Source organism: Mycobacterium sp. DL99 (genome assembly GCF_004762045.1).
Lineage (GTDB): Bacteria > Actinomycetota > Actinomycetes > Mycobacteriales > Mycobacteriaceae > Mycobacterium.
Genome location: NZ_SJOM01000007.1, coordinates 6,065,770 through 6,089,679 on the forward strand (window position 1 = coordinate 6,065,770; position 23,910 = coordinate 6,089,679).

The 23,910-nt window shown below is 67.4% G+C and carries 24 protein-coding genes; 15 read left to right on the plus strand and 9 right to left on the minus strand.

The window, feature by feature from the left end; all coding sequences use genetic code 11:
- Nucleotides 1-2 precede the first annotated feature (2 nt).
- Together EYZ64_RS29465 and EYZ64_RS29470 are read right to left on the minus strand one after the other, a co-directional pair.
- The gene (locus EYZ64_RS29465; RefSeq protein ID WP_135459269.1) at nt 3-1,037 is read right to left on the minus strand and encodes an aspartate-semialdehyde dehydrogenase; all 1,035 of its coding nucleotides are present in this window, start codon (nt 1,035-1,037) and stop codon (nt 3-5) included.
- A 1-nt stretch (nt 1,038) separates the two neighbouring features.
- A complete protein-coding gene (locus tag EYZ64_RS29470; RefSeq protein ID WP_135459271.1) occupies nt 1,039-2,304 on the minus strand; it encodes an aspartate kinase in 1,266 nt (421 codons plus the stop codon).
- Between the two features lie 87 nt (nt 2,305-2,391).
- Here EYZ64_RS29470 and EYZ64_RS29475 point away from each other — a divergent pair, with 87 nt between their 5' ends.
- The 3 genes from EYZ64_RS29475 (at nt 2,392) to EYZ64_RS32140 (ending at nt 4,776) form a co-directional block, all read left to right on the plus strand.
- On the plus strand, nt 2,392-2,991 hold the full coding sequence (locus EYZ64_RS29475; RefSeq protein ID WP_135459273.1) for a nitroreductase family protein: 600 nt from the start codon (nt 2,392-2,394) through the stop codon (nt 2,989-2,991).
- 44 nt (nt 2,992-3,035) lie between these two features.
- Entirely contained in the window at nt 3,036-3,980 is a 945-nt protein-coding gene (locus EYZ64_RS29480; protein WP_135459275.1) for a UTP--glucose-1-phosphate uridylyltransferase, read from the plus strand.
- Between the two features lie 208 nt (nt 3,981-4,188).
- Complete coding sequence (locus tag EYZ64_RS32140; RefSeq protein WP_286175354.1) at nt 4,189-4,776, plus strand: alpha/beta hydrolase-fold protein; 588 nt, start codon at nt 4,189-4,191, stop codon at nt 4,774-4,776.
- Between the two features lie 7 nt (nt 4,777-4,783).
- On the opposite strand, the gene EYZ64_RS29490 is transcribed toward EYZ64_RS32140, so the two are convergent.
- From EYZ64_RS29490 to EYZ64_RS29500, 3 genes are read right to left on the minus strand one after another with little or no spacing between them, the layout of a single operon-like run.
- Nucleotides 4,784-5,506, minus strand: a complete 723-nt coding sequence (locus EYZ64_RS29490) for a GntR family transcriptional regulator (protein ID WP_135459279.1) — start codon at nt 5,504-5,506, stop codon at nt 4,784-4,786.
- Nucleotides 5,503-6,192 carry a biuret amidohydrolase gene (biuH, locus tag EYZ64_RS29495; protein ID WP_135459281.1) on the minus strand — a complete coding sequence of 230 codons (690 nt, stop codon included), beginning with the start codon at nt 6,190-6,192 and terminating at the stop codon, nt 5,503-5,505. The genes EYZ64_RS29490 and biuH overlap by 4 nt, the downstream gene beginning before the upstream one ends.
- Complete coding sequence (locus tag EYZ64_RS29500) at nt 6,189-7,502, minus strand: cytosine permease (protein ID WP_135459283.1); 1,314 nt, start codon at nt 7,500-7,502, stop codon at nt 6,189-6,191. Before EYZ64_RS29500 ends, biuH begins: the two co-directional genes overlap by 4 nt.
- 188 nt (nt 7,503-7,690) lie before the next feature.
- Here EYZ64_RS29500 and EYZ64_RS29505 point away from each other — a divergent pair, with 188 nt between their 5' ends.
- The 7 genes from EYZ64_RS29505 (at nt 7,691) to EYZ64_RS29535 (ending at nt 15,079) form a co-directional block, all read left to right on the plus strand.
- Nucleotides 7,691-8,950 (plus strand): ammonium transporter, encoded by a 1,260-nt coding sequence (locus EYZ64_RS29505; protein ID WP_135459285.1) that lies wholly within the window; start codon nt 7,691-7,693, stop codon nt 8,948-8,950.
- 133 nt (nt 8,951-9,083) lie between these two features.
- Complete coding sequence (gene glnT, locus EYZ64_RS29510; RefSeq protein ID WP_135459288.1) at nt 9,084-10,388, plus strand: type III glutamate--ammonia ligase; 1,305 nt, start codon at nt 9,084-9,086, stop codon at nt 10,386-10,388.
- A gap of 13 nt (nt 10,389-10,401) precedes the next feature.
- Nucleotides 10,402-11,271, plus strand: a complete 870-nt coding sequence (locus EYZ64_RS29515) for a class II glutamine amidotransferase domain-containing protein (RefSeq protein WP_135459291.1) — start codon at nt 10,402-10,404, stop codon at nt 11,269-11,271.
- The gene (locus EYZ64_RS29520) at nt 11,259-11,945 is read left to right on the plus strand and encodes a GltB/FmdC/FwdC-like GXGXG domain-containing protein (protein WP_135459293.1); all 687 of its coding nucleotides are present in this window, start codon (nt 11,259-11,261) and stop codon (nt 11,943-11,945) included. Before EYZ64_RS29515 ends, EYZ64_RS29520 begins: the two co-directional genes overlap by 13 nt.
- The gene (locus tag EYZ64_RS29525) at nt 11,945-13,237 is read left to right on the plus strand and encodes an FMN-binding glutamate synthase family protein (protein ID WP_135459295.1); all 1,293 of its coding nucleotides are present in this window, start codon (nt 11,945-11,947) and stop codon (nt 13,235-13,237) included. Before EYZ64_RS29520 ends, EYZ64_RS29525 begins: the two co-directional genes overlap by 1 nt.
- The gene (locus tag EYZ64_RS29530; protein ID WP_210115597.1) at nt 13,234-14,418 is read left to right on the plus strand and encodes an NAD(P)/FAD-dependent oxidoreductase; all 1,185 of its coding nucleotides are present in this window, start codon (nt 13,234-13,236) and stop codon (nt 14,416-14,418) included. The genes EYZ64_RS29525 and EYZ64_RS29530 overlap by 4 nt, the downstream gene beginning before the upstream one ends.
- Before the next feature lie 16 nt (nt 14,419-14,434).
- Nucleotides 14,435-15,079, plus strand: coding sequence for a helix-turn-helix domain-containing protein (locus EYZ64_RS29535; protein WP_135459298.1), 645 nt, complete (start codon nt 14,435-14,437; stop codon nt 15,077-15,079).
- Nucleotides 15,080-15,092: 13 nt separating this feature from the next.
- Here EYZ64_RS29535 and EYZ64_RS29540 read toward each other — a convergent pair whose 3' ends face one another.
- Nucleotides 15,093-15,311 carry a hypothetical protein gene (locus tag EYZ64_RS29540; RefSeq protein ID WP_135459300.1) on the minus strand — a complete coding sequence of 73 codons (219 nt, stop codon included), beginning with the start codon at nt 15,309-15,311 and terminating at the stop codon, nt 15,093-15,095.
- Between the two features lie 274 nt (nt 15,312-15,585).
- Between EYZ64_RS29540 and EYZ64_RS29545 the strand changes: the two genes are divergently transcribed.
- From EYZ64_RS29545 to EYZ64_RS29555, 3 genes are all read left to right on the plus strand, one after another.
- Nucleotides 15,586-16,647, plus strand: a complete 1,062-nt coding sequence (locus EYZ64_RS29545) for a lytic transglycosylase domain-containing protein (RefSeq protein WP_135459301.1) — start codon at nt 15,586-15,588, stop codon at nt 16,645-16,647.
- 209 nt (nt 16,648-16,856) lie between these two features.
- A complete protein-coding gene (leuA, locus tag EYZ64_RS29550) occupies nt 16,857-18,686 on the plus strand; it encodes a 2-isopropylmalate synthase (RefSeq protein ID WP_135459303.1) in 1,830 nt (609 codons plus the stop codon).
- Nucleotides 18,687-18,736: 50 nt separating this feature from the next.
- Entirely contained in the window at nt 18,737-19,123 is a 387-nt protein-coding gene (locus tag EYZ64_RS29555) for an SHOCT domain-containing protein (protein WP_135459305.1), read from the plus strand.
- Between the two features lie 34 nt (nt 19,124-19,157).
- Here the strand turns inward: EYZ64_RS29555 and EYZ64_RS29560 are convergent, their stop codons facing one another.
- A complete protein-coding gene (locus EYZ64_RS29560; RefSeq protein ID WP_135459307.1) occupies nt 19,158-20,147 on the minus strand; it encodes a DEDDh family exonuclease in 990 nt (329 codons plus the stop codon).
- 74 nt (nt 20,148-20,221) lie between these two features.
- Between EYZ64_RS29560 and EYZ64_RS29565 the strand changes: the two genes are divergently transcribed.
- Together EYZ64_RS29565 and EYZ64_RS29570 are read left to right on the plus strand one after the other, a co-directional pair.
- Complete coding sequence (locus EYZ64_RS29565) at nt 20,222-21,442, plus strand: Mur ligase family protein (protein ID WP_135459310.1); 1,221 nt, start codon at nt 20,222-20,224, stop codon at nt 21,440-21,442.
- Between the two features lie 5 nt (nt 21,443-21,447).
- Nucleotides 21,448-22,149 (plus strand): type 1 glutamine amidotransferase, encoded by a 702-nt coding sequence (locus tag EYZ64_RS29570; protein WP_135460318.1) that lies wholly within the window; start codon nt 21,448-21,450, stop codon nt 22,147-22,149.
- A gap of 84 nt (nt 22,150-22,233) precedes the next feature.
- Here the strand turns inward: EYZ64_RS29570 and EYZ64_RS29575 are convergent, their stop codons facing one another.
- Both EYZ64_RS29575 and EYZ64_RS29580 read right to left on the minus strand, forming a co-directional pair.
- Nucleotides 22,234-22,941, minus strand: a complete 708-nt coding sequence (locus tag EYZ64_RS29575; protein ID WP_135459312.1) for an MBL fold metallo-hydrolase — start codon at nt 22,939-22,941, stop codon at nt 22,234-22,236.
- Nucleotides 22,942-22,987: 46 nt separating this feature from the next.
- The gene (locus EYZ64_RS29580; RefSeq protein WP_135459314.1) at nt 22,988-23,875 is read right to left on the minus strand and encodes a type IV toxin-antitoxin system AbiEi family antitoxin; all 888 of its coding nucleotides are present in this window, start codon (nt 23,873-23,875) and stop codon (nt 22,988-22,990) included.
- Nucleotides 23,876-23,910: the final 35 nt, after the last annotated feature.

Sequence of the window (23,910 nt, forward strand, 5' to 3'; positions counted from 1 at the left end):
GTTTAGAGCTCGGCGGCCAACAGCTCGGCGATTTGAATCGTGTTCAGCGCGGCACCTTTTCGCAGGTTGTCGCCGGACACGAACAGCGCGAGACCACGCCCGTCGGGCACACCCGGATCCTGCCGGATCCGGCCGACCAATGACTCGTCGGCGCCAGCGGCGGCCAGCGGGGTCGGTACATCGACCAGCTTCACTCCCGACGCTGCGGCCAACAGTTCCTTGGCACGCTCGACCGAAAGCGGCTGGGCGAATTCGGCGTTGATCGACAGCGAGTGTCCGGTGAACACCGGAACGCGCACGCAGGTGCCGCTCACCAGAAGATCCGGGATGCCCAGGATCTTGCGGCTCTCGTTGCGCAGCTTCTGGTCCTCGTCGGTCTCACCGGAGCCATCGTCAACCAGCGAACCGGCCAGCGGGATCACGTTGAACGCAATGGGCGCAACGTACTTAACCGGCGCGGGGAACGTGAGCGCCGACCCGTCGTGCACGAGCTGCTCTGCTCCCTCGACCACCGCGCGCGTCTGCGATGCGAGCTCTTCGACACCGGCCAGGCCACTGCCCGACACCGCCTGGTAGCTCGACACGATCAAGCGGGTCAGCCCGGCTTCTTCGTGCAGCGGCTTGAGCACCGGCATGGCGGCCATGGTGGTGCAGTTCGGGTTGGCGATGATGCCTTTGGGGCGCAGCCCCGCGTCGCGCTTGAAGTTCACCTCGGAAACTACGAGCGGAACCTCGGGGTCCTTGCGCCAGGCCGAGGAGTTGTCGACGACGACGGCGCCGGCCGCGGCGAACCGCGGGGCCTGCACGCGCGACATCGTCGCACCGGCGGAGAACAACGCGATGTCCAGACCGGACGGGTCGGCCGTCTCGCTGTTCTCGACCTCGATCTCCTGGCCGCGGAAGGTCAGCTTCTTCCCCTCGGACCGCGCCGAGGCGAAGAACCGGACCGAGCTGGCCGGGAAGTTCCGCTGCTCCAGCAGGGCGCGCATGACCTGGCCGACCTGGCCGGTCGCGCCGACGACTCCGATCGAGACCATCTCAGCGCCCCGTTCCGCCGTAGACCACGGCCTCGTCATCGCCGCCGAGGTCGAAGGCCTCGTGCAGCGCGCGGACGGCCGTGTCCAACTCGGTGTCCTTGACCAGCACCGAGATCCGGATCTCTGAAGTGGAGATCAGGTCGATGTTCACGCCGACCTCGGCCAGCGCCTCGCAGAACTTGGCGGTGACGCCGGGATGGCTGCGCATGCCCGCACCGACCAGCGACACCTTGCCGATGTGGTCGTCGTAGAGCACCTGGCTGAAGCCGATCTCGTCCTTGAGTGCGGTCAGCTTCTCCACGGCCGTCGGGCCGTTGTCCATCGGGCAGGTGAAGGTGATGTCGGTCTTGCCGTCCTCGACCTTCGAGATGTTCTGCAACACCATGTCGATGTTCACGTCGGCCTCGGCGATCGCGCGGAACACCTGGGCGGCATACCCGGGCACGTCGGGCAGACCGACGACGGTGACCTTGGCCTCCCCGCGGTCGTGGGCTACTCCGGTCAGAAGGGCGTCTTCCATGGGGATGTCCTCGATCGATCCTTTGACGATGGTGCCGGGCTTGTCCGTGTACGACGAGCGAACGTGAATCGGCACGTTGTACCGGCGGGCGTATTCGACGCAGCGCAGCATCAGCACCTTGGCGCCGCACGCGGCCATCTCGAGCATCTCCTCGAAGGAGACGGCGTTGAGATGGCGGGCATTGGGCACGATGCGCGGGTCGGCGGTGAAGATGCCGTCGACGTCGGTGTAGATCTCGCAGACGTCGGCCTTGAGCGCCGCGGCCAGCGCGACCGCGGTGGTGTCCGAGCCGCCGCGGCCCAGCGTGGTGACGTCCTTGCTGTCCTGGCTGACACCCTGGAACCCGGCGACCAGCACGATGACGCCCTCGTCCAGCGCATCGCGCAGGCGGCCGGGGCTGACGTCGATGATCTTGGCGTTGCCGTGAGTCCCGGTGGTGACGACGCCGGCCTGCGACCCGGTGAACGAGCGGGCCTGCGCACCGAGGGACTCGATGGCCATCGCGACCAGGGCGTTGGAGATGCGCTCACCGGCGGTCAGCAGCATGTCCATCTCGCGCGCCGGCGGGGCCGGGGAGACCTGACGGGCCAGGTCAAGCAGGTCGTCGGTGGTATCGCCCATCGCCGAGACCACCACGACGACGTCGTTGCCGCCCTTCTTCGTCTCGACGATGCGCTCGGCCACGCGACGGATCCGGTCGGCATCCGATACCGAGGATCCGCCGTACTTCTGTACGACGAGCGCCACTGTCCAACCCTTCAGAACGCTGGAATGAGTCGAGACAAGGATAAGGGAGACGCGCACGCGATTTTCCCCGCCGGTAGCTTGGCTCACGTGCCTGACACGCCGAACGGCCGACTGGCCAGCACCAGCGTGCCGATCCATCCCGATATCGCGGCCCGCTGGAGCCCCCGGGCGTTCGATCCCGATGCCGCCATTACCGCTGACCAACTCACCGCACTCCTGGAGGCAGCACGCTGGGCCGCCAGCTGGGGCCACCGCCAGCCGGTGCGGTTCCTGGTGGGCCGGCGGGGCGATGAGACCTTCGTTACATTGACCGGCCTGCTCAAACGCGGCAACAGCTACGCGCATGCGGCCTCGGCGCTGATCCTGGTGTGCGCCGACCGGGGAGAAGATGAGCGGACCGCGCGTTACGCCTGCGTCGACGCCGGCGCCGCGATCGCGCAGCTGACCATCGAGGCGGTGTCCCGCGGGCTGATCGCCCACCCGATGGCCGGCTTCGACGTCGACGGCGCCCGGGCAGCGTTCGGCATTCCGGACGGCGTGCGGCCGCTTGCCGTCATCGCCATCGGCGTGCTCGGCGACTACTCGAAGACCGACCCCGCGATCGCCGAACGGGACGGCCGGCCCCGCGAACGGCTACCGCTGGAGCAGATTGCGTTTGCGGGGAGCTGGGGAATTCCGCTCGACTGACGGGCGCACCGGCTAGTTTTGGTGAAGCACCGGGAGAGGAACACATGGCACGACAGGCCATCCGCAAAGCCGTCATCCCCGCCGCCGGGATCGGTTCACGGCTGCTGCCGCTGACCAAGGCCATCCCCAAGGAGATGCTGCCGGTCGGCGACAAGCCGGTCATCGAACACACAGTGCGCGAGTTGGTCAATTCCGGGATCACCGACATCACGATCGTGGTGTCCGGTGGAAAGACCTTGATAGAAGAGCATTTTCGACCGAATACGACGCTGGTCGATCAGCTGCGCGCGGACGGCAAGAACGCATACGCCGACGCCGTCGAAGAGGTCGGCGAGTTGTCCGCGCTGGGCCACATCACGTACCTCCATCAGCACGGTCCGTACGGCAACGGCACCCCGGTGCTCAATGCCTCACGTTCGTTCGGTGACGAGCCCGTCCTGGTGCTGTGGCCCGACGACGTCTTCGTCGCCGAGGTGCCGCGCGCCCAGCAGCTGATCCGGGCCTACGAACAGACGTCGTCCCCGGTGCTGGCGTTGATGCCGATGGCCCCAGCGGATTCACGCCGGTACGGCGTGCCGGTCATCAAGGAGGATCTAGACGGCGGGTTACTCCGGATCACCGGAATCGTCGAGAAACCCCAGCCGAACGAGGCCCCGTCAGGCTATGCCGCGATCGGTGGCTATGTCGTCACTCCGGGCATCATCGATGAGCTTCGCGAGCAGACGAAGCGCTGGTATGAGCAGCCCAAGTCGGGCGAGATCTACCTGACCGACGCGATCAACGCCTACGCGAGAGACCATGCCGTCTACGGCCAGGTGATCCAGGGGCACTGGTATGACACCGGCAATCCGGCCGACTACCTGGTCGCACAGTTCGCCTTCGCGCTGGCCCATCCCGAATACGGCCCCGTGCTACGGAAATCGGCCGACGATCCGGACCCGCTGCTGCACAAGCTTTCACGGGAGATCGGAGACAGCCCACCCACATGAACCTGTCCCTGACCAACGGCCTGATTCCGATAACTCTGCAGCTGCTTGCCTTGATCGCGATCGTGGTCGCAGTCGGTCGCGGGCGGTCGATGACTTCGCCGGACTGCATCACGGCAATGCGCCGGTCATCGTATTCCCCGACATCGCAGGCAAGTTCAGCAATGACACCGAATGCGTCGATGGGACCCGCGGCAACGCCGCGTCCCACCTGACCAAAGACCTCGTGCCCTACCTGATTTCACGCTTCGGGGTCAGCCCGAAAGCCGAGAACTGGGGACTGGCCGGGTGGTCTTCGGGTGCGACGTGCGCCCTGAACACCGCAGTCCGCAATCCCGAGATGTTCAGCGCCTTCGTCTGGCCGGACGGCACCCTCGGGCCCAATGCGGGCACCAAAGACCAGACCATCGCACGACTCTTCGGCGGCGACCAGGCGGCCTGGGAAGCGTTCGACCCCAAGACGGTGATCACCCGGCACGGCCCGTACGACTCCATGGCGGCGTGGCTCGACGTCGGCGAGAACACACCGACCGTCCACCGTGACCCCACGACCACCCCTCCATCCGAGGAGGCGATCGCCGGCTGGGACACCTTCTCCGAGGAACACGCCTCCAACGCCAACAAGCTGTGCGCCCTGCTGAGCGGTTACAACGTCGAATGCTCGGTGGTGGGCTATCAGGGTGGGCACGACTTCCAGGCGGCCAGTACGGCATTCGATGCGGCACTGCCCTGGCTGGCCTGGCGGCTCGGTACGCCGAGTGTGCGAGAACGGCCGCTGCCCGGATCGGACGGGAACTAGCCGACCGCTACTTCCAGAGTGCCTCCAGCGAGGTGACGGACTGGCCGAGCGCGCGGGCGCTCAGCGCTCGCAGTGCACGCCGCTCGACCACGTCGAAACTCGCCCCGACATGCTCGTGCAAGGCGGTGCGGCCGGCGTCGAGCTGATCATCGAGCAGGAGGTCGACGATCTGGAGGTGCTCGTCGATGGTGGCGATCACCCGTTCCTCGGTGACGAAGTCGTACATCCGGATCAGCCTGATCCGCCGGTTGAGGTTGTCGAGCGTGGCCACCATCGCCTTGTTCCCGGATGCCGCGCACAGCTCGAGGTGGAACGACTCGTCGCGCAGCACCATGTCACCGTCCGGTGGGGGCGGGCTGGCCTTCAGGTCCAGCCACTCCGCGCGCAATGTCGCGAGCCGGTCCTTGTCGTAGTGCAGCTCATCGGTTTCCAGGATCCGGGTGATGCCGCGCAGTTCGATGGTGATGCGCAGCTCGTAGAGGTCGCGGACGCCCGGGATATCCAGCGCGACCGGGTAGTACCCGTCGGGCCTGCGTTCGAGCATGCCGTCGGCGTGCAGCCGGACCAGTGCCTCTCTCAGCGGGGTCCGGCTGACGTTGAGCGTCTCGCACAGCTGGGACTCGACCAACCGGGTGCGATGGTCGATCTCGCCGATCATGAGCTTCTTGCCGAGGTCGAGGTAGACGCGGTCGCGCAGGGAGACCGGTTCCTCCACTTGGGTCGTGGTCATTGCAGTTCCTTGAGCGCGGCCACCACATCGGAGCTGGTGGCATGCGCCCCGAACACCCCGCCCTGCATGGTGATCATGTTCAGCGCCGCAACGTGGTTGGCGTAGTCGGTGGCACCGGTGGCGTCGGAGACGACGAGGCATTCGTATCCGCGGTCGTTGGCGTCACGCATGGTGGTGTGCACGCAGACGTCGGTGGTGATCCCGGTGAAGATGATGTGCGTGATGCCGCGGCTGCGCAGCACCAGTTCCAGATCCGTCGCGTAGAAGCTGCCCTTGCCCGGCTTGTCGATGACGGGTTCGCCTGGCAGAGCGGCCATCTCGGGTACCAACCGCCAGCCCGGCTCGCCCTGGGTCAGGATCCGTCCGCATGGCCCGGCCGAGCCGATCTCGGCACCGATCTGGGCCGAGCGCCAGCGCTTGTTGGCAGGCAGGTCCGACAGGTCGGGCCGATGGCCCTCACGGGTGTGGACGATGAACAGCCCGGCGGCGCGGGCCGCCGCGAGTACCTCCTGCGCGGGGCCGAGCGGGGTACGCACCAGGGACAGGTCGTAGCCCATGGTGTCGACGTATCCGCCCTCGCCGCAGAAATCGACCTGCCAGTCGATGTTGATCAACGCCGTTCGCCCGGTGGGGATGTCACCGTCGTAGGGCCACACATAGGGGTTGGCGGCAATGGTGACGGTCATGCGGTCTCTCCCACGAGAACGGGTTGCTCGGCGTGCACCGGCAGGTACGCCAGGGCGGTGAAGGCCAGGCCGCCGACAACCATCGCCACCACCGCATCGGACAGCTGAGGAGCGTAGAAGTGCGTCAGCAGCGCTCCCCCGGCGCCGATCGCCCATGCGGCGAACGGCTTCCAGTAGAGCCCGGCGGTCGACGACGTGCGCCTGGCGGAGAACACCAGCTGGTCGAGGATGAGCACGATGCCGATCGGGGGTACCAGCACCCCGAGGATGTTCAGCCAGGTTGCGAAGTACGACCAGATGCCGGCGACGGCGGCGACTGTTCCGATGATGCCGAGCACGATCGTCAACTGGCGCATGGTCTTTCCGGTGATATTGCCGAATCCGACAGCCCCGTTGTACAGGCAGTGTGCACACACGCTGCCCAGGTTGACGAAGACGAACACGATCGCCAGCGGCACCAGGACTCCCCCGGCGCTGACCAGGACATGCAGGAAGTCGCCTCCGGCGGTGTCGGCCGCGGCGGCGGCACCGAGTGCGACCACGAGCGCGCCGGCCAGCTGAGCGATGAAGTAGGCCACCGGGAATGCGGCGAACGCCGCCAGTGCACCTTCCCTACCGTTGCGGGCCCACCGCGTGAAATCGGCGGTCATGGTTCCCGAGTCGGCGAAGCACGCGAAGACCATCGTCACGGCGACACCGAAACTGAACGCGCTCGCCCCGGCTCCACCGCCGTAGGACAGGGCCGAGCCGATGCCGTGATCGGCCGCGGCCAACGCCACGGCGACCACACCGAGCGGGATGAACAGGACCGATGCGACCACGCCGATCCACGAGATCGCCCGGATCCCGACGAAGGTCAGCGCCACGAACAGCACCCCGGCCAGCAGCGTGATCCACGGTGCGCTCCACCCCATGGACAGGTTGAGCGTGGACCCCACCATGCCGGTCTGGAAGGCGAACCAGCCGATCACCAGCGCGGACAGGAATGCCGACACGATGCGAAAGCCTTTGGCTCCGAAGGTGTCCGCCGCCGTGAGCGCGAAGTTCTTACCGGAGCGACCGGCCAGGTAGCTCAGCGTGCCCACGTAGCCCATCAGGATGAGGTCGCCGACGAGGATCGCCGCCATTCCGGCGACGAAGCCGAGGTTGTAGACGACGATGCCGGCGAACACCGCCGAGGTCATGATCATCGGGAATCCGACCCAAACCGCCGACACCGCGAACAGTGATTTGCGGGCGGACACCGGGACGGGCTGGTTCTCGTACTCCTCACCAAGCGCCGAATGATGTTCGGCGTGCGCTGTATCCATGGCTGTATACGGTGCGGTATACGGATTTCTCCGGCGTTTCTGTCGATGAACGTTCCGTAACGGGGTCCTCACCGCCTTGCAGCGCCGAGGTTTACGTCACCGCAACACAACGAGCCGGTCCACGTAACAGAAACGTCGTCAACTCCCAGTGATCGGCCCGTCCGGGCCGCCACCCCCAGGAGATGTTGATGGATACAGGAACCACGGCGTTCATGCTGTGTTGCATCATCGGCCTCACGCTGATGATCCCCGGCCTTGCCCTGTTCTACGGCGGCATGGTCTCGGTCAAGAGCTCGACCAACATGATGATGATGACGTTCGGCGCGGTCGCCCTGGTGGGCGTTCTGTGGGTGCTGTTCGGCTTCTCGATGGCCTTCGGCAGCTCGATCGGCGGCACCGGGTTGGTCGGTAGCTTCACCGAATTCGCCGGCATGAAGGATCTGGTGGAGCCGATGACCTCGGTCAACGGCCTTCCGGTCAGCCTGTTCTCGTTGTTCCAGGCACTTTTCGCAGCCATCACCGTGGCGCTGATCTCCGGCGCGGTCGCCGACCGGATGAAGTTCGGCGCGTGGATGGTATTCGCCGGCGTGTGGGCCGTCTTGGTGTACTTCCCTGTCGCGCACTGGGTGTTCGCCTTTGACAAGACGTTCTCGGACGACTCCGTCGGCGGCTGGATCGCCAACAAGCTGCACGCCATCGACTTCGCCGGCGGTACCGCCGTGCACATCAACGCCGGCGCGGCCGCCCTGGCGCTGGCCATCGTGCTGGGCAAGTCCGCCCTGTTCGGCCAGCTGCGCAAGCCGCACAATGTCCCGCTGACCCTGCTGGGCGCCGGCATGCTGTGGGCCGGCTGGTACGCCTTCAACGGCGGATCCGCCCTCGCCGCAGGCAATTCCGCGGCCATCGTGATGGTCACCACCTTCGTCGCCACCTGTGCGGCCACCCTGGCCTGGATCGCGGTCGAAAAGGTCAAGACCGGCCACGTCACCGGTGTGGGCGCCGCTTCTGGTGCCATCGCCGGCCTGGTGGCCATCACCCCGGCCTGCGGTGCGGTGACGCCGGTCGGCGCCATCATCCTGGGCGCCATCGCCGGTGCGGTGTGCGTGCTCGCGGTGGGCCTCAAGGAGAAGCTCGGCTACGACGACTCCCTGGACGTCGTGGGTGTCCACCTGGTCGGCGGCGTGATCGGCACCCTGCTGATCGGCTTCCTGGCCAGCGAAGCCATGCCCAGCAAGGTCAGTGGCCTGTTCTACGGCGGGGGCCTCGACCAGCTGTGGAGACAGGCGATCGCCGCGGGCGCGGTGGCCGCCTACTCGTTCGTGGTCGCGTTCGTCATCGCCTACGTGCTCAAGAAAACCATGGGTATCCGCATCTCCCCCGAGGCAGAGGAGAAAGGTATCGACACCACGTTCCACCGGGATTCGGCCTACGAGCTCGAATTCGCCTGACCTGACCCACGATTCCCCGGCCCGGCTGCCGTGGGCCGCTCTCACGGCAGCCGGTGACCGGGGTTTCCTCGGCTTGCCGATGTTTCCTACTGTGATACTTTGATTCATAACAAGAGACGAAAGTGCTGGTGCTATGCCCTCCGATCTCGCCGCCCTCGCCGAACAATCCGGTACCAAATTCATCCTCGCGCTGTTCGTCGACCTGCGCGGAAAGCCTTGCGCCAAACTGGTTCCCGTCGAATCGGTCGAGCTTCTGGCCACCGAGGGCGTCGGCTTCGCCGGCTACGCCGTCGGCGCCATGGGCCAGGAACCCAAAGACCCCGACCTGATCGCCATCCCCGATCCCGCATCGTTCACCCCGATACCGTTCATCAAAGAAGGCCTGGCCCTGGTGCACTGCGACCCCCACGTCGGCGGCGCACCGTGGCCGTACGCGCCGCGGGTCATCCTCAAGGGCCTGATCCAGCGCGCCGCCGACGCGGGATTCGAACCCTGGGTCGGCGCCGAGGTCGAGTACTTCCTGCTGCGCCGCAACGCCGATGGCACCCTGGCCACCGCCGACGCGGCGGACACGGCCGCCCAACCCTGTTACGACGCGCGCGGCGTCACCCGGATGTACGACCACCTCACCGCGATCTCCACCGCGATGAACAGCCTCGGCTGGTCCAACTACGCCAACGACCACGAGGACGGCAACGGGCAGTTCGAGCAGAACTTCGAGTTCTCCGACGCGCTGACCACCGCCGACCGGGTGATCACGCTGCGCTACCTGCTGTCGATGATCGCCGCCGAACGGGACATGGTGGCGACCTTCATGCCCAAACCGTTCGCCGACCGCACCGGCAGCGGGCTGCACCTGCACCTGTCACTGACCAGCGCCGGGACGCCGGTCTTCCCCGCCGACGCCGACGAGCGGGGCCTCGGCCTGTCCGAGACGGCGTACGCGTTCATCGGCGGCATCCTCGACCACGCCTGCGCGCTGCAGTCTGTGGTCGCGCCAACCGTCAACTCGTACAAGCGAACCGGTGCCATCTCGACCGCATCAGGCGCCTCGTGGGCCCCTCGCAAGCCCAGCTACGGCGGCAACGACCGCACCCACTACATCCGCGTGCCCGACAGCCAACGCATCGAATTGCGCGGCGGCGACGGCTCGGCCAATCCCTATCTCGCCATCGCCGCGGCGCTGGGCGCCGGGCTCGACGGCGTCAAGCGCAGCCTCGACCCGGGAGCGGTGGGCGCCCAGGGACCGGCGGCCCTGCCACCCACGCTGCTGCACGCGATCGAATCACTGGAGACCGATCCGATCGTCACCGGCGTGCTCGACGTCGCGGGCGACGGGGTTGCCTCCTACTTCGCCGGCGTCAAACGCGAGGAGTTCTTCGCCTACCACGGCACCGTCACGCCGTGGGAAATCGACCAATACCTGACGGCTTTCTAGAAGGGAGAACAACATGTGCGGGATCGTGGGGCTACACCTGCGCACACCGGAGCTGTACCCGCGGCTCGGCGAACTGCTCGCCGCGATGCTGGGCGAGATGTCCGACCGCGGTGCCGACTCGGCGGGAATCGCGGTCTACGGGGACCCGGAGTGGTCGCCGTACGGGCAGGGCTGCGTCTCGGTCACCGATATCGCCGAGGCACCCGAGCTGGGTCCGGATGTGGATGTGGTGCAGGTGGATTCGACCTACCTGCTGTCGGCCGACATGGACTCCGAGGAACTGCTGAGCCTGGTGCGGGCGGCTTACCCGACCGCTTTGATCTCCGGGTTCGGCGCCGATCTGGCGGTGCTCAAAGGGGTCGGTCATCCGCGCGCCCTCACCGAGGCCTGGGGCCTGGCCAAGGCGCAGGGCTGGCAGGGCGTCGGGCATACCCGGATGGCCACCGAGTCGGCGGTGACGCCGTCGGGCTGCCATCCGTACACCGTCGGCCCCGGACAGTGCCTGGTGCACAACGGGTCTTTCGCCAACCACGCCACCATCCGCCGCGAGTTGCGCCGGGCCGGGGTGGAGTTCGACAGTGAGAACGACACCGAGGTGGGCGCCCGGTTCGTGGCCGAGCAGCTGGCCGCGGGCCGCGATGTGGCGACCGCATTAAAGGACCTCCTCGCAGCCTTTGATGGCTTCTACACCCTGCTGGTCTCCGATCACGACTCATTCGCGGTGGTGCGTGACGCCATTGCGTGCAAGCCAGCGGTGATCGCCGAGACGGCCGACTGGGTGGCGATGGCCAGTGAGTACCGCGCGCTGGCCGGACTCCCCGGAGTCGAGCAGGCACGCATTTGGGAACCGGAACCGGAGGTCGTCTACGCATGGACACGTTAGTTGGGTTTGACCTGCGCACAACACCATTGCGTGAGGTCAACGCCGCATTGCATCGGCCGGGTGTCGAGGGTGACTACGTCATCGCGCACCCCGACGGCGCACACAATGTGGCCGTCGGCCTCAACGCCGCGTTGCGGGTGACGGTCGAAGGCCACGTCGGCTACTACGCCGCCGGGATGAACCAGCTCGCCGAGGTCACGATCAACGGCAACGCCGGGACCGGGGTGGCCGAGAACATGATGAGCGGCACGGTCCGCGTCACCGGAAATGCCTCACAGTCCGCGGGTGCGACGGCGCACGGCGGGCTGCTGGTCATCGAGGGAGACGCCGCTGCGCGGTGCGGCATCTCGATGAAAGGCGTGGACATCGTGGTGGGCGGCAGCATCGGCCACATGAGCGCGTTCATGGCCCAGGCCGGCCGGCTCGTAGTGCGCGGCGACGCCGGAGAGGCGCTGGGCGATTCGATCTATGAGGCCCGCATCTACGTGCGCGGCGAGGTGGCTTCCCTGGGCGCCGACTGCATCGCCAAACCGATGCGTGCCGAGCACCATGCCGAACTCGCGGAGTTGTTGGCAGCCAGTGGCTTCAGCGACGACGACACCGCGGGCTATACCCGTTACGGCTCAGCCCGGAACCTCTACCACTTCCACGTCGACAATGCGAGTGAGTACTGATGCGCGAATCCGCCACCTTCGATCGATCCACGATCGCCGACATCCAGCGCGCCGCCGAGACCGGCATCTACGACATCCGCGGTTGGGGTGCCAAGCGACGGCTGCCGCATTTTGACGACCTGCTGTTCCTGGGTGCGTCGATGTCGCGCTACCCGCTGGAGGGCTACCGGGAACGCTGCGGCACCGACGTGATCCTCGGCAACCGGCACGCCAAACATCCTCTGCACCTGGATATCCCGGTCACCATCGCGGGCATGAGCTTCGGCGCGCTGTCCGGGCCGGCCAAGGAGGCCCTGGGCCGTGGGGCCAGCGAGGCGGGCACGTCGACCACCACCGGCGACGGCGGCATGACGCCTGAGGAGCGCGGGCAGAGCAAGCACCTGGTGTACCAGTACCTGCCGTCGCGCTACGGGATGAACCCCGACGACCTGCGCAAGGCCGACGCCATCGAGGTGGTGCTGGGCCAAGGCGCCAAGCCCGGCGGCGGCGGAATGCTGTTGGGGCAGAAGATCTCCCCGCGGGTGGCCCAGATGCGCACCCTGCCCGAGGGCATCGACCAGCGCAGTGCGTGCCGGCACCCGGACTGGACCGGTCCCGACGATCTCACCATCAAGATCAATGAGCTGCGGGAGATCACGGACTGGGAGAAACCCATCTACGTCAAGGTCGGGGCCACCCGCACCTATTACGACGTGAAGCTGGCCGTACACGCCGGGGCCGATGTGGTGGTGGTCGACGGCATGCAGGGCGGCACCGCCGCCACCCAGGAGGTGTTCATCGAACACGTCGGCATCCCGACCCTGGCCGCGGTGCCGCAGGCGGTGCAGGCCCTGCAGGAACTGGGGGTCCATCGCCAAGTTCAATTGATCGTGAGCGGCGGCATCCGCTCGGGCGCCGACGTGGCCAAGGCACTGGCGCTGGGCGCCGACGCGGTCGCGATCGGCACCGCCGCACTGATCGCGTTGGGTGACAACCACCCCCGCTACGCCGCCGAGTACGAGAAGCTCGACAGCGCGGCCGGTTTCTACGACGACTTCCAGGACGGACGCGATCCGGCCGGTATCACCACCCAGGACCCGGAGCTGGCCGCCCGGTTCGACCCGGTCGAGGGCGGCCGACGGTTGGCCAACTACCTGCGCGTGCTGACCATGGAAGCCCAGACCATCGCCCGGGCCTGCGGCAAGGCCCACGTGTGCCACCTGGAGCCCGAGGACTTGGTGGCAGTGACCATCGAGGCGGCGGCGATGGCCCGGGTTCCGCTGGCGGGCACGAACTGGATTCCGGGCTCGTGAGTACCGCAGATGTGGTCATCGTCGGTGGCGGCCTGGAGGGCGCGGCGGCGGCCTGGGCATTGAGCCAACGCGGCGTCACCGATGTGACTGTCCTGGAGCGCAATACCGTCGGCTCCGGGATGACCGGGAAATCCAGCGGGATCGTGCGCTGCCACTACGGGGTCAGCTCGCTGGCCGCCATGGCCACCGTCGGCCTCGAGGTGTTCGAGAAAGCCGAACAGTATTTCGGGACCGACATCGGATTTCGGCAGACCGGCTATGTCGTCGGCGTCGGGGAACCCAACGTCGACAATCTGCGCAAGAGCCTTGCCGCCCAACGCGAGGTCGGGGTGCAGACCGAGGAGATCGACGCCTCCGAGGTGGCCGAGCTGTGGCCGTGGGCCGATCTGGAACCGTTCGCGGCCTTCGGCTGGGAGGAGCGCGGCGGATACGGTGACGCCTACCAGACCGCACAGGCGTTCGCCGTGACGGCTCGGGCAGCCGGGGTGCGAATCCGCCAGGGCGCCAACGTCACCGGGCTGGTGCTCGACGGGGGTCGGGCCACCGGCGTCGAACTGGCCGACGGCACAAGGGTTTCGGCGGGCACCGTCGTCGTGGCCACCGGCGCATGGACCCGGCCGTTCCTGGCCCCCTATGGCGTCGACGTGCCGATCAGGGTGGTTCGGGAGCAGATCGTCACCATCTCGCCCGGGGTGCCGATCGGAGCAGTCCCGGTGTTCTCCGATCTGGTGTCGCTGCAGTACGTCCGGCCCGAGCTGGGTGGGGAGATCCTGTTCGGCAACAGCGACCTGGCGCACTGTGAGCTCGCCGACCCGGACGACTACCTGAACCGGGCCACCGACGACTTCATCGAACTGACCGTCGACAAGGTCGGCACCCGATTTCCAGGCTTCCCCGACGCGGCGATCACCGGCAGCTACGCCGGCTGCTACGACGTCACGCCGGACTGGAACCCCGTCATCTCCGCGACCGGTATCGACGGCCTGCTGGTGGCGGCCGGATTCAGCGGGCACGGCTTCAAGATCGCGCCGGCGGTCGGCAGGCTGGTCGCCGACCTTGTGATCGAGGGGCGCAGCTGCGACCCGCGGATACCCGAGTCGGATTTCCTCCTCGCCCGGTTCGCAGAGGACAATTTGCTCAAGAGCCGGTACCCGTACGTCGGGGCTGGGGAGATGCGATAGACCGGGGGCGTACAAGTTGAGTGACGTCCCGCTGCTGCGCAACACCGGCACAGCTCGCGACCGCGATCCGAACGAACCGGTCGAGGAACTGGAATTCGAGGCGGCGATCGGACGCAACGTCCGTCAACTGCGCCAGCAGCACGGGCTCACCGTCGCCGACATGGCCGCCCGGGTGGGCATCTCCAAGGCGATGCTGTCCAAGATCGAGAACGCCCAGACCTCATGCAGCCTGTCCACCCTGGCGCTGCTCGCCAAGGGTCTCGACGTTCCGGTGACCAGTCTGTTCCGCGGGGCCGACGTCGAACGTCCGGCGGCATTCGTCAAGGCCGGCACCGGCCCGGAGATCGTGCGCAACGGCACCAAGCAGGGTCACGAATACCAACTGCTCAGCTCCCTGCGCGGGGAGCACAAGCGCCTGGAATGTCTGTACGTCACGCTGACCGAGAAGAGTCAGACGTACCCGCTGTTCCAACATCCCGGCACCGAGTTCATCTACATGCTCGAAGGCGTCATGGACTACAGCCACAGCCGCTCGGTGTATCGGCTGCAGCCGGGCGATTCCCTGCAGATCGACGGGGAAGGCGCTCACGGACCCGTTGACCTGATCGAACTGCCGATCCGGTTCCTGTCGGTGATCGCCTTCCCCGATTCGCAGGTGTGAACCACCGCTTCGGTCACTGCTCGTACAGGCTGATGATCCGCTGCGGGCCGTGGTGGTTGTGCCAACCGGGCTTCATGCCGGGAGCCGGCGTCGCGTAGGTGTCGGGGCTGTACAGGTTGCCCGAGCCGGACGGATCCTGAGCGGCAGCCGTGCCGGCCAGGCCCAGCGCGACGGCGCCGAGGATGCCTGCGGACAGGACGGGCAGTGCCAGAGCCTTGGTGAAGTTCGCCATTGTCGTGAATCCTTCTGTCTCAGTTGGGTTTTGGTTTTCAGTTGCGGCTTGTTCGGCCACTGAGACAAGAGTGCGGCCTGGACGGCTCTGGGTCTGTCGGGCGATCGGGCGGTGACGTGGGTGAAGTTGCGTTCCCCCGATCGGGGGAAGTGCAGGTCAGCTCACCGCGTGCAGCGGGTGCTCCTTGTCGGACGCCGCCACGGGCCTCTGACCGGCGATGGGGCCCGGTGTGTCGGGAGTTGGCAGGCAGCGGCGCGGGTGTCACTGTTGTGCTATGCGCCACCGTGCCCGTCGAGCGGTCCGCGACGCCTCCACCTGCCTCGCCGTGATCGTTCGGATGGCGTTGACCAGCGCGGTCGCCGTCGCGCCCAGCCTGGTCGGCCTGGCCCAGGAGAACCGGGTACGGCCGGTGGCCGCGGTCCTGCCGTTGCCCGACCTCGCCGGCTCACCCTGGGCGGCGACGCCGTCGGCGCGTCCAACCGCCGCGGCGCCGGCTACGACGGGGCCACCGCCACCCCCGGAGGTTCAGGCACCGGGCGCGGTGCACATCCCCGCGATCGCACTGGCGGCCTACCAGAACGCGGACGCCATGATGGCGCAGAGCCAACCCGACTGCGGTGTGACCTGGAACCTGCTCGCCGGGATCGGGTACGTCGAGTCCACGCATGCGTTCGGCGGCGCCGCCGACGAACGCGGTGACCCCGTCAGTCCCATTTATGGCCCCACCCTCGACGGCTCACTGCCGGGCAACGAGATCATCGTCGCCAGCAGCTTTGGTGGCACGACCTACGCCCGCGCGCTGGGGCCCATGCAGTTCCTGCCGAGCACGTGGCTGCTGCACGGCGCCGACGGCGACGGCGACGGTCGGGCCGATCCGCACAACCTGTTCGATGCCACCCTGGCCGCGGCCCGCTACCTCTGCAGCGATGGTGCGGACCTGCGCGACCAGGCGCAGCAGACCACCGCGGTGCTGCGCTACAACCACTCCATGGCCTACGTCGCCAACGTGCTGGGCTGGGCGCGGGCCTACGCCACCGGTGTGGCTCCGGTGAACCTGCCGCCGCTCACCGCGCCGCAGCCGCCGAGCGTCGCTGTTCGCGCGGTCGGCCCCGCCGCATCGGCCGTCGGGTCGGCTGAAACCGCCACGCCGGACAAGACCGTGCGTCGAGACGACGCCGGGGAGACCGGTTCAGCGACCCCCCGGCCGGGATCTTCGGTGCCGCACTCGGGCTCCACCAACACGAGCACGAGCACGACGAGCGGGTCCCGGCACAGCACTGGCGCCGCCACACCCAGGGTCAAGTTCGGCAACGGCCGTTCCGGCGGTGCGCGCTGACGCCGCGGCCCCGACCGATTCTCGGCATAACGGCAGGGCCGCTGGCATCTGGCAGCATTTTGGCCAACCAATCCCCCGGGCGTACAGTTGAGCGCGTGCAGCGGGTGCTCCTTCTCGGACGCCGCGACGGGGTCTGATCAGACCGGCTTCCTGTCGCGGGTTTTTGCGATGCGCCGGTCGGGTCCCCTTTCAACTCCCGGAGCAAAAACATGACCACCCCCGACATCTCTGCAGATGCCTTCAGTTCGGTTCGCGCGATCAATACGCCGGCCGGCGCCCCCAACCCCGGACAGCCCGTCTGGAACACCCAGCGCGGCTCATCCATGCCGGTCAGCCGCTATCGCAGCTTCGCCGACGAGGTCCCCGGCGGCAGCCCGGCCTTCGGCGCCGGCGTCCCGTTCGACCGCACCTGGCCGGACCGCGTCATCGACAAGGCGCCCATGTGGTGCGCGGTCGACCTGCGCGACGGTAACCAGGCCCTGATCGACCCCATGAGCCCCGCGCGCAAGCGCCGCATGTTCGACCTGCTGGTCCGGATGGGTTACAAGGAGATCGAGGTCGGCTTCCCGTCGGCGAGCCAGACCGACTACGACTTCGTCCGCGAGATCATCGAGGACGGCGCGATCCCCGACGACGTCACCATCCAGGTGCTGACCCAGTGCCGGCCCGAGCTGATCGAACGCACCTTCGAGGCCTGCGCGGGAGCCCCGCAGGCGATCGTGCACTTCTACAACTCGACGTCGATCCTGCAGCGCCGCGTGGTGTTCCGCGCCGACCGTGAGGCCGTCAAGAAGATCGCCACCGACGGCGCCCAGATGTGTGTCGAGGAGGCCAAGAAGTACCCGCAGACCCGGTGGCGCTTCGAGTACTCCCCCGAGTCGTACACGGGCACCGAGCTGGAGTACGCCGTCGAGGTGTGCAACGCCGTCGCCGACATCGTCAAGCCCACTCCCGAGTGGCCGCTGATCGTCAACCTGCCTGCCACCGTCGAGATGGCCACCCCGAACGTCTACGCCGATTCGATCGAGTGGATGAGCCGGCACCTGGCCCCGCGCGACTCGATCATCCTGAGCCTGCACCCGCACAACGACCGCGGAACCGGCGTCGCCGCAGCGGAATTGGGCTACCAGGCCGGCGCCGACCGGATCGAGGGCTGCCTGTTCGGCAACGGCGAGCGCACCGGCAATGTCTGCCTGGTGACCCTGGGCCTGAACATGTTCAGCCGAGGGGTCGATCCGCAGATCGACTTCTCCAACATCGACGAGATCCGGCGCACGGTCGAGTACTGCAACCAGCTGCCCGTGCACGAACGTCACCCCTACGGCGGTGACCTGGTCTACACCGCGTTCTCCGGCAGCCACCAGGACGCCATCAACAAGGGCCTGGACCAGATGAAGGTGGACGCGGACGAGGCCGACGCCGACATGGACGACATCCTGTGGCAGGTCCCCTACCTGCCGATCGACCCCAAGGACGTCGGCCGCACCTACGAGGCAGTGATCCGGGTGAACTCGCAGTCCGGCAAGGGCGGCGTGGCCTACATCATGAAGGCCGACCACGGCCTGGTGCTGCCGCGCCGGCTGCAGATCGAGTTCAGCCAGGCGATTCAGCAGATCACCGACGGCGAGGGCGGCGAGGTGTCGCCCAAGGAGATCTGGGACGCGTTCTCCGAGGAGTACCTGGCCCCGATCATCCCCCTGGAGCGCATTCGCCAGAAGGTCGTGGCCTCCGAGGTGGACGGTGGCACCGACACCATCACCGCGATCGTGAAGATCGACGGCGTCGAGCGCGAGATCATCGGTGCCGGCAACGGCCCGCTGGCGGCGTTCGTCGATGCCCTGGGAGCCATCGGCTACGACATCAACGTGCTGGATTACTCCGAGCACGCCATGTCCTCAGGTGAAGAGGCGCAGGCCGCGGCCTACGTCGAGGCGTCGATCGGCGGTCGGACCGTCTGGGGCGTCGGCATCGCGACTTCGATCACAACTGCATCACTTCGTGCGGTCGTATCTGCTGTCAACCGCGCCGCGCGTGCTTAGCTGACGTCGGCGTAGATCACTGCGCCTCCGCCAAGTACAAGGAGTAGTCCATGGACTGGGGCTCAACATGGGATTTCCTCTGGCATTTCCTGATCATCTTCGCCTGGATCGCATACCTGCTGGTCCTGTTCCAGATCCTCACCGATCTGTTCTGGCGTGATCACAAGACCTCCGGCTGGGTCAAGGCTCTGTGGGTGGTCTTCCTGATCGTGCTCCCGTGGCTCGCCGCGCTGGTGTACCTGATCGCCCGGGGTAAAGGCATGTCCGAGCGCGCGCAGGCGGCGGCGCTGGCGGCCAAGAAGGAAACCGACGACTACATCAAGCAGGCGGCCGGCCGATCCCCGGCTCAGGAGATCGCCGACGCCAAGGCGCTGCTGGATGCCGGCACCATCAGCCAGGCCGAGTTCGACGGGCTGAAGGCCAAGGCGCTGGGCTGAGGTTCTGACTCAGGACGCCCCGGCGGGCCACGAATCAGAAAAGCGTGTACTGATCGCTGTCCGCGGGGGTGTCGCAGAACTCCTCGACGTTGGCGCCACCGACGACATGGGCCAGCAGGCCCATGAACGTCTCGTCGTCGAGGAGTGGCACACCGAGCTCCACGGCCTGATAACCCTTGCCCTGATCGGGCGCGGATTCGTTGCAGATCACCAGCGACGTCTGCTGGTCCACCAGGTCGGTGTAGGCCAGCCCGGCGTGCAGGATGCGCTCGATGAGCTCCTCATGGGTGCGCGCCACCTCCGCCGACAGCGCCACCCGCATGCCCTGGACGAGCGGCCGCCCCGGCACATAGACACCCGGGTTGGCGTACTCGCACGGCAGCCGCGAAGCCAGGACCTTCAGCGGTCGCAGCTCCTCATGGGTGATGTGGCCGTTGGGCCAGCTGCGTCGGCTCACCTCCCGCAGCGGCAGCCAGATCTTGCGGTCCCGGGCCCGGGCCAGGGTGGGCTTGAGGATCTGCGCCAGCACCAACGCGTCATCGAGGGCATCGTGTGGCTTCATCTGGCTCACGCCCCAGTGCGCTGCCAGCGTCTCCAGGCGCAGGTTGTCGGTGCCCAGTGCCAGCCGGCGTGCCAGCTCGACGGTGCACATGACGCTGTCGATCGGCAGCTCGGCCCCGACCAACTCGGCCTCGGCGATCAGGAAGCTGTAGTCGAAGCCCACGTTGTGCGCGACCAGCGTGCGCCCGCGCAGGATGTCGCTCAATTCGTCGACGACAGCCCCGAACGTCGGCTGGCCTTCCAACATCTCGGCCGTCAGCCCGTGCACATGGGTGGGCCCGGGATCCACCCCTGGGTTCAGCAAGGTGGCCACGCTGCGCTCGACATTTCCGTCATCCCCGACCGCGAGGGCGGCGACGCTGACGATACGTGCCTGACCCGGGCGGAACCCGGTGGTCTCCACGTCGACGACGGCCCAGCCCGCGCCCGGCTCATCCGCCGGTCTGCCCCACGCGCTGCTCATATTCGCCAGGATGGCACGCGGGCCCGACAACCTCGGGCGGCGCGGCAGCGTGTCGTGCCCCTAAAATCGCCGGAATGCTGACCCTTCGCGGGCGTGCCGCACTGGCCGCCGGATCAACCGCGCGCTGGGCGTCGCGGGTCACCGGGCGCGGCGCGGGCGCGATGATCGGCGGCCTGGTGGCGATGACGCTGGACCGATCGATCCTGCGTCAACTGGGCCAGGACCGCCGTAGCGTGATCGTGACCGGCACGAACGGCAAATCGACCACAACCCGGATGACCGCGGCCGCCCTGGCCACGCTGGGCCCGGTGGCCAGTAACTCCGAGGGCGCCAACATGGACGCCGGGCTCGTGGCGGCACTGGCCGGGGCCCGCGAAGCCACGCTGGCCGCCCTGGAAGTCGACGAGATGCACGTCCCGCACGTCAGCGATGCGGTGTCGCCGGCGGTGATCGTCCTGCTGAACCTGTCCCGCGACCAGCTGGACCGGGTCGGTGAGATCAACCACATCGAACGCACCCTGCGCGGCGGCCTGGCCCGCCATCGCGACGCGGTGATCGTGGCCAACTGCGACGACGTACTGATGACCTCGGCCGCCTACGACAGCCCCAATGTCGTGTGGGTGGCCGCCGGCGGCAGCTGGGCGGGCGACTCGGTGAGCTGTCCGCGATCCGGCGAGATCATCGAGCGCAACGGGCGGGACTGGTACTCGACCGGCAGTGACTTCAAGCGGCCCAGCCCGCAGTGGTGGTTCGACGACACCCACATCTACGGTCCGGACGGCCTCGTCCTGCCGATGACGCTGGCCCTGCCCGGCGCCGTCAACCGCGGTAACGCCACCCAGGCCGTCGCGGCCGCCGTCGCCCTCGGCGCCGACCCTGCTGCCGCGGTAGCCGCGGTCTCCGGCGTCGACGAGGTCGCCGGGCGGTACCGCACCGTACAGATCGGCACACACACCGCCCGGATCCTGCTGGCCAAGAACCCGGCCGGTTGGCAGGAAGCCCTGTCCATGGTGGACAAGCACGGCGCCGGAGTCGTCATCTCGGTCAACGGGCAGGTGCCCGACGGCGAGGACCTGTCCTGGCTGTGGGATGTCCGGTTCGAACACTTCGACGACACTGTCGTCGTCGCCGCCGGCGAGCGCGGCACCGACCTCGCGGTGCGGCTCGGGTACGCCGGCGTCGAGCATTCACTGGTGCACGACACCGTAGCCGCGATCGACTCCTGCCCGCCCGGGCATGTCGAGGTGATCGCCAACTACACCGCGTTCCTGCAACTGAATCGGCGGATCTCGTGAGTGCTGTGCAGATCGGGCTCGTGCTGCCCGACGTGATGGGGACCTACGGGGACAGCGGCAACGCGGTGGTGCTGCAGCAGCGGTTGCGGCTGCGCGGTATCGACGCCGAGATCGTGGAGATCACCCTGGCCGACCCGGTGCCCGACTCGCTGGATCTGTACACCCTCGGTGGCGCCGAGGACTATGCGCAGCGCCTGGCCACCAAACACCTGATCCGGTATCCCGGTCTGCAGCAAGCGGTTTCGCGGGGTGCGCCGGTGCTCGCGATCTGCGCGGCGATCCAGGTCCTCGGCCACTGGTACGAGACGTCGGCCGGTGAGCGGGTGGAAGGCGTCGGGCTGCTCGACGTCACCACCTCCCCGCAAGAAGCCCGCACCATCGGCGAGGTGGCCTCCAAGCCCCTGCTCGACGGACTCACCCAGCCGTTGACGGGATTCGAAAACCACCGTGGCGGAACGGTTCTCGGTTCCGACGCCCGTCCGCTGGCCGCGGTCACCAAAGGTGCGGGCAACCGCTTGGGCGACGGCTACGACGGTGCGGTGCAAGGCAGCGTGGTGGCGACCTATCTGCACGGGCCGTGCCTGGCCCGCAATCCGGAACTGGCCGACCATCTGCTGTCTCGGGTGGTCGGTGAGCTGCCGCCGCTGGAGCTGCCCGAGGTTGACCTGCTGCGCCGCGAACGCCTGGCGGCCCCGCGCCGGGTGTAGCCCTTCGCCTCGCTTCCGCCGAAACGGTATTCCAGCAGACCGTTACTCGCACTTTCCCTGCCGGAATACCGTTTCGCGGCGGCTTTATGCGAAAACATCGACCGCAGCGGCGATGTGGGCTGCGGCGTCGGTGAGAATCGGCTCGCCATGGCCGAATCCGGCACGCTGCGCGCCCGTGGCCGCGAGTTTGGACACCGAGTCGGTGAGCTCGGTGCGGTCGGTGTTGAAAACGCCCACGATCACCTGGCCGTTGAACTCGGCAACCGTGTCCCCGGTCAGCACAGCGTCGGCATCCGGGAGATAGAGCGCGATGCTGCCCGGAGTATGGCCGGGGACCCCGATCACCCGGGCACCACCCGCGAAGTCCAGTACGTCGCCGTCATCGACCACGCGGTCCACTCGGCAGGCCGGGCCGTGCGGTGATGCGTCGAAGTCGGGGCGGAGCGTCCGCTCCGAGTCGGTCAGCAACGGCAGCGGACCCGGTTCGCCGCGCACGTAGGACGCATCCGCGGCCCCGGCGACGACCTCCACATCGCCCCAATCGGCGATCTCGGCCGCGGCACCGCAATGGTCCTCGTGAAAGTGAGTGAGCACGATGCGCCTGACGTGCAGACGTCGCATCCCGAGCACGGCCAGCGCCTCAGCGATCAGACCGGAGCTGTCCGGCCAACCGGTGTCGATGAACGTGACACCTTCACCGTCCAGCCACAGGTAACTGTTGAGCAGATGAGCCTGGCCGCCGGGGATGCGCAGACGATAGAGCGACGGCGCCATCTGAAGTAGGTCGGGCATGACTCGACGCTAGTGGCTCACGCCGAAACTGCATTCCAGCGGGCCGCTACCCGTACTTTCGCAGCCGGAATACAGTTTCGCGGAGAGTGCCGTCCCAACCACGCGCCTTCAATGCCCGGTAGGCCCGCTGGACCACGTCTGCTTCGCGGTCCTCCTTGATGACTCGCATGACATCCCATCCGAGCTGCTCAAGTTTCGGCAGCACCCGTAGATCCTTGACGTACTGTGCCCGATCCGTTTGATGTTGACCACCGTCATACTCCGAGGCGACCTGGAACTCCTCCCAGCCCATGTCCAGTGTGCGCACCAACCCGCCCCACTCGTCCACGACCGTGATCTGAGTTGTCGGCCGTGGCAGCCCGGCGTCGATGTAGAGCAGGCGCAGGCGGGTCTCCGGAAGTGACGCCGCGCCACCATCGACCAACGGCAGTACAGCTTTGAGCCTCGCCACCCCGCGTGCGCCCCGGTAGCGCTTGGCCAGTAACAGCACCTCCTCGGCGGAGAACGGGCGCGCGCGCATCAGGGCATCCAGGCGTTGGATGGCCTTCTTGCGGGGCAGGAAACGCCCGAGGTCGAAGGCCGTACGTGCGGGTGTCGTCACCGGTATGCCCGCAACACAGGTCATCTCGTCATCAGCGATACGTTCGTGCCGGACGATGATGCCGCGTGGTGGTCGAGTGCAGTCCCAGATGAGCTCGATCGCGACGTCATCGTCGACCCACTCGGCTCCGTGCAGGGCCGAGGCCGCGACCCCGGACACGATGCCTTCGCGATGCGTCCACAGCCACGCACCCACCGTTCTGTCCCGCAATGAGGGCACATGATTTCGGGGAGTGTGGACATTCGGATAGATCGGCCGATACCAGCGCTGCAGCTCATATCGGGTCACGACACCATTTGCAATGGCTTCTGTGCCGACGAATACCTCCCCCATGCGCAGATACTGGCGCGGGGGTGAGACAAGCTCGC

What these genes read in the sequence shown, in the direction of transcription:
- EYZ64_RS29555 (WP_135459305.1), top strand. Translation starts at nt 18,737, where the DNA reads ATGGACTGGGGCTCAACATGGGATTTCCTCTGGCATTTCCTGATCATC.
- EYZ64_RS29515 (WP_135459291.1), top strand. Translation starts at nt 10,402, where the DNA reads ATGTGCGGGATCGTGGGGCTACACCTGCGCACACCGGAGCTGTACCCG.
- EYZ64_RS29540 (WP_135459300.1), bottom strand. Translation starts at nt 15,311, where the DNA reads ATGGCGAACTTCACCAAGGCTCTGGCACTGCCCGTCCTGTCCGCAGGC.
- glnT (WP_135459288.1), top strand. Translation starts at nt 9,084, where the DNA reads ATGCCCTCCGATCTCGCCGCCCTCGCCGAACAATCCGGTACCAAATTC.
- EYZ64_RS29505 (WP_135459285.1), top strand. Translation starts at nt 7,691, where the DNA reads ATGGATACAGGAACCACGGCGTTCATGCTGTGTTGCATCATCGGCCTC.
- EYZ64_RS29465 (WP_135459269.1), bottom strand. Translation starts at nt 1,037, where the DNA reads ATGGTCTCGATCGGAGTCGTCGGCGCGACCGGCCAGGTCGGCCAGGTC.
- EYZ64_RS29490 (WP_135459279.1), bottom strand. Translation starts at nt 5,506, where the DNA reads ATGACCACGACCCAAGTGGAGGAACCGGTCTCCCTGCGCGACCGCGTC.
- EYZ64_RS29545 (WP_135459301.1), top strand. Translation starts at nt 15,586, where the DNA reads ATGCGCCACCGTGCCCGTCGAGCGGTCCGCGACGCCTCCACCTGCCTC.
- EYZ64_RS29575 (WP_135459312.1), bottom strand. Translation starts at nt 22,941, where the DNA reads ATGCCCGACCTACTTCAGATGGCGCCGTCGCTCTATCGTCTGCGCATC.
- leuA (WP_135459303.1), top strand. Translation starts at nt 16,857, where the DNA reads ATGACCACCCCCGACATCTCTGCAGATGCCTTCAGTTCGGTTCGCGCG.
- EYZ64_RS29565 (WP_135459310.1), top strand. Translation starts at nt 20,222, where the DNA reads ATGCTGACCCTTCGCGGGCGTGCCGCACTGGCCGCCGGATCAACCGCG.
- EYZ64_RS29560 (WP_135459307.1), bottom strand. Translation starts at nt 20,147, where the DNA reads ATGAGCAGCGCGTGGGGCAGACCGGCGGATGAGCCGGGCGCGGGCTGG.
- EYZ64_RS29580 (WP_135459314.1), bottom strand. Translation starts at nt 23,875, where the DNA reads ATGGGGGAGGTATTCGTCGGCACAGAAGCCATTGCAAATGGTGTCGTG.
- EYZ64_RS29520 (WP_135459293.1), top strand. Translation starts at nt 11,259, where the DNA reads ATGGACACGTTAGTTGGGTTTGACCTGCGCACAACACCATTGCGTGAG.
- EYZ64_RS29500 (WP_135459283.1), bottom strand. Translation starts at nt 7,502, where the DNA reads ATGGATACAGCGCACGCCGAACATCATTCGGCGCTTGGTGAGGAGTAC.
- EYZ64_RS29525 (WP_135459295.1), top strand. Translation starts at nt 11,945, where the DNA reads ATGCGCGAATCCGCCACCTTCGATCGATCCACGATCGCCGACATCCAG.
- biuH (WP_135459281.1), bottom strand. Translation starts at nt 6,192, where the DNA reads ATGACCGTCACCATTGCCGCCAACCCCTATGTGTGGCCCTACGACGGT.
- EYZ64_RS29480 (WP_135459275.1), top strand. Translation starts at nt 3,036, where the DNA reads ATGGCACGACAGGCCATCCGCAAAGCCGTCATCCCCGCCGCCGGGATC.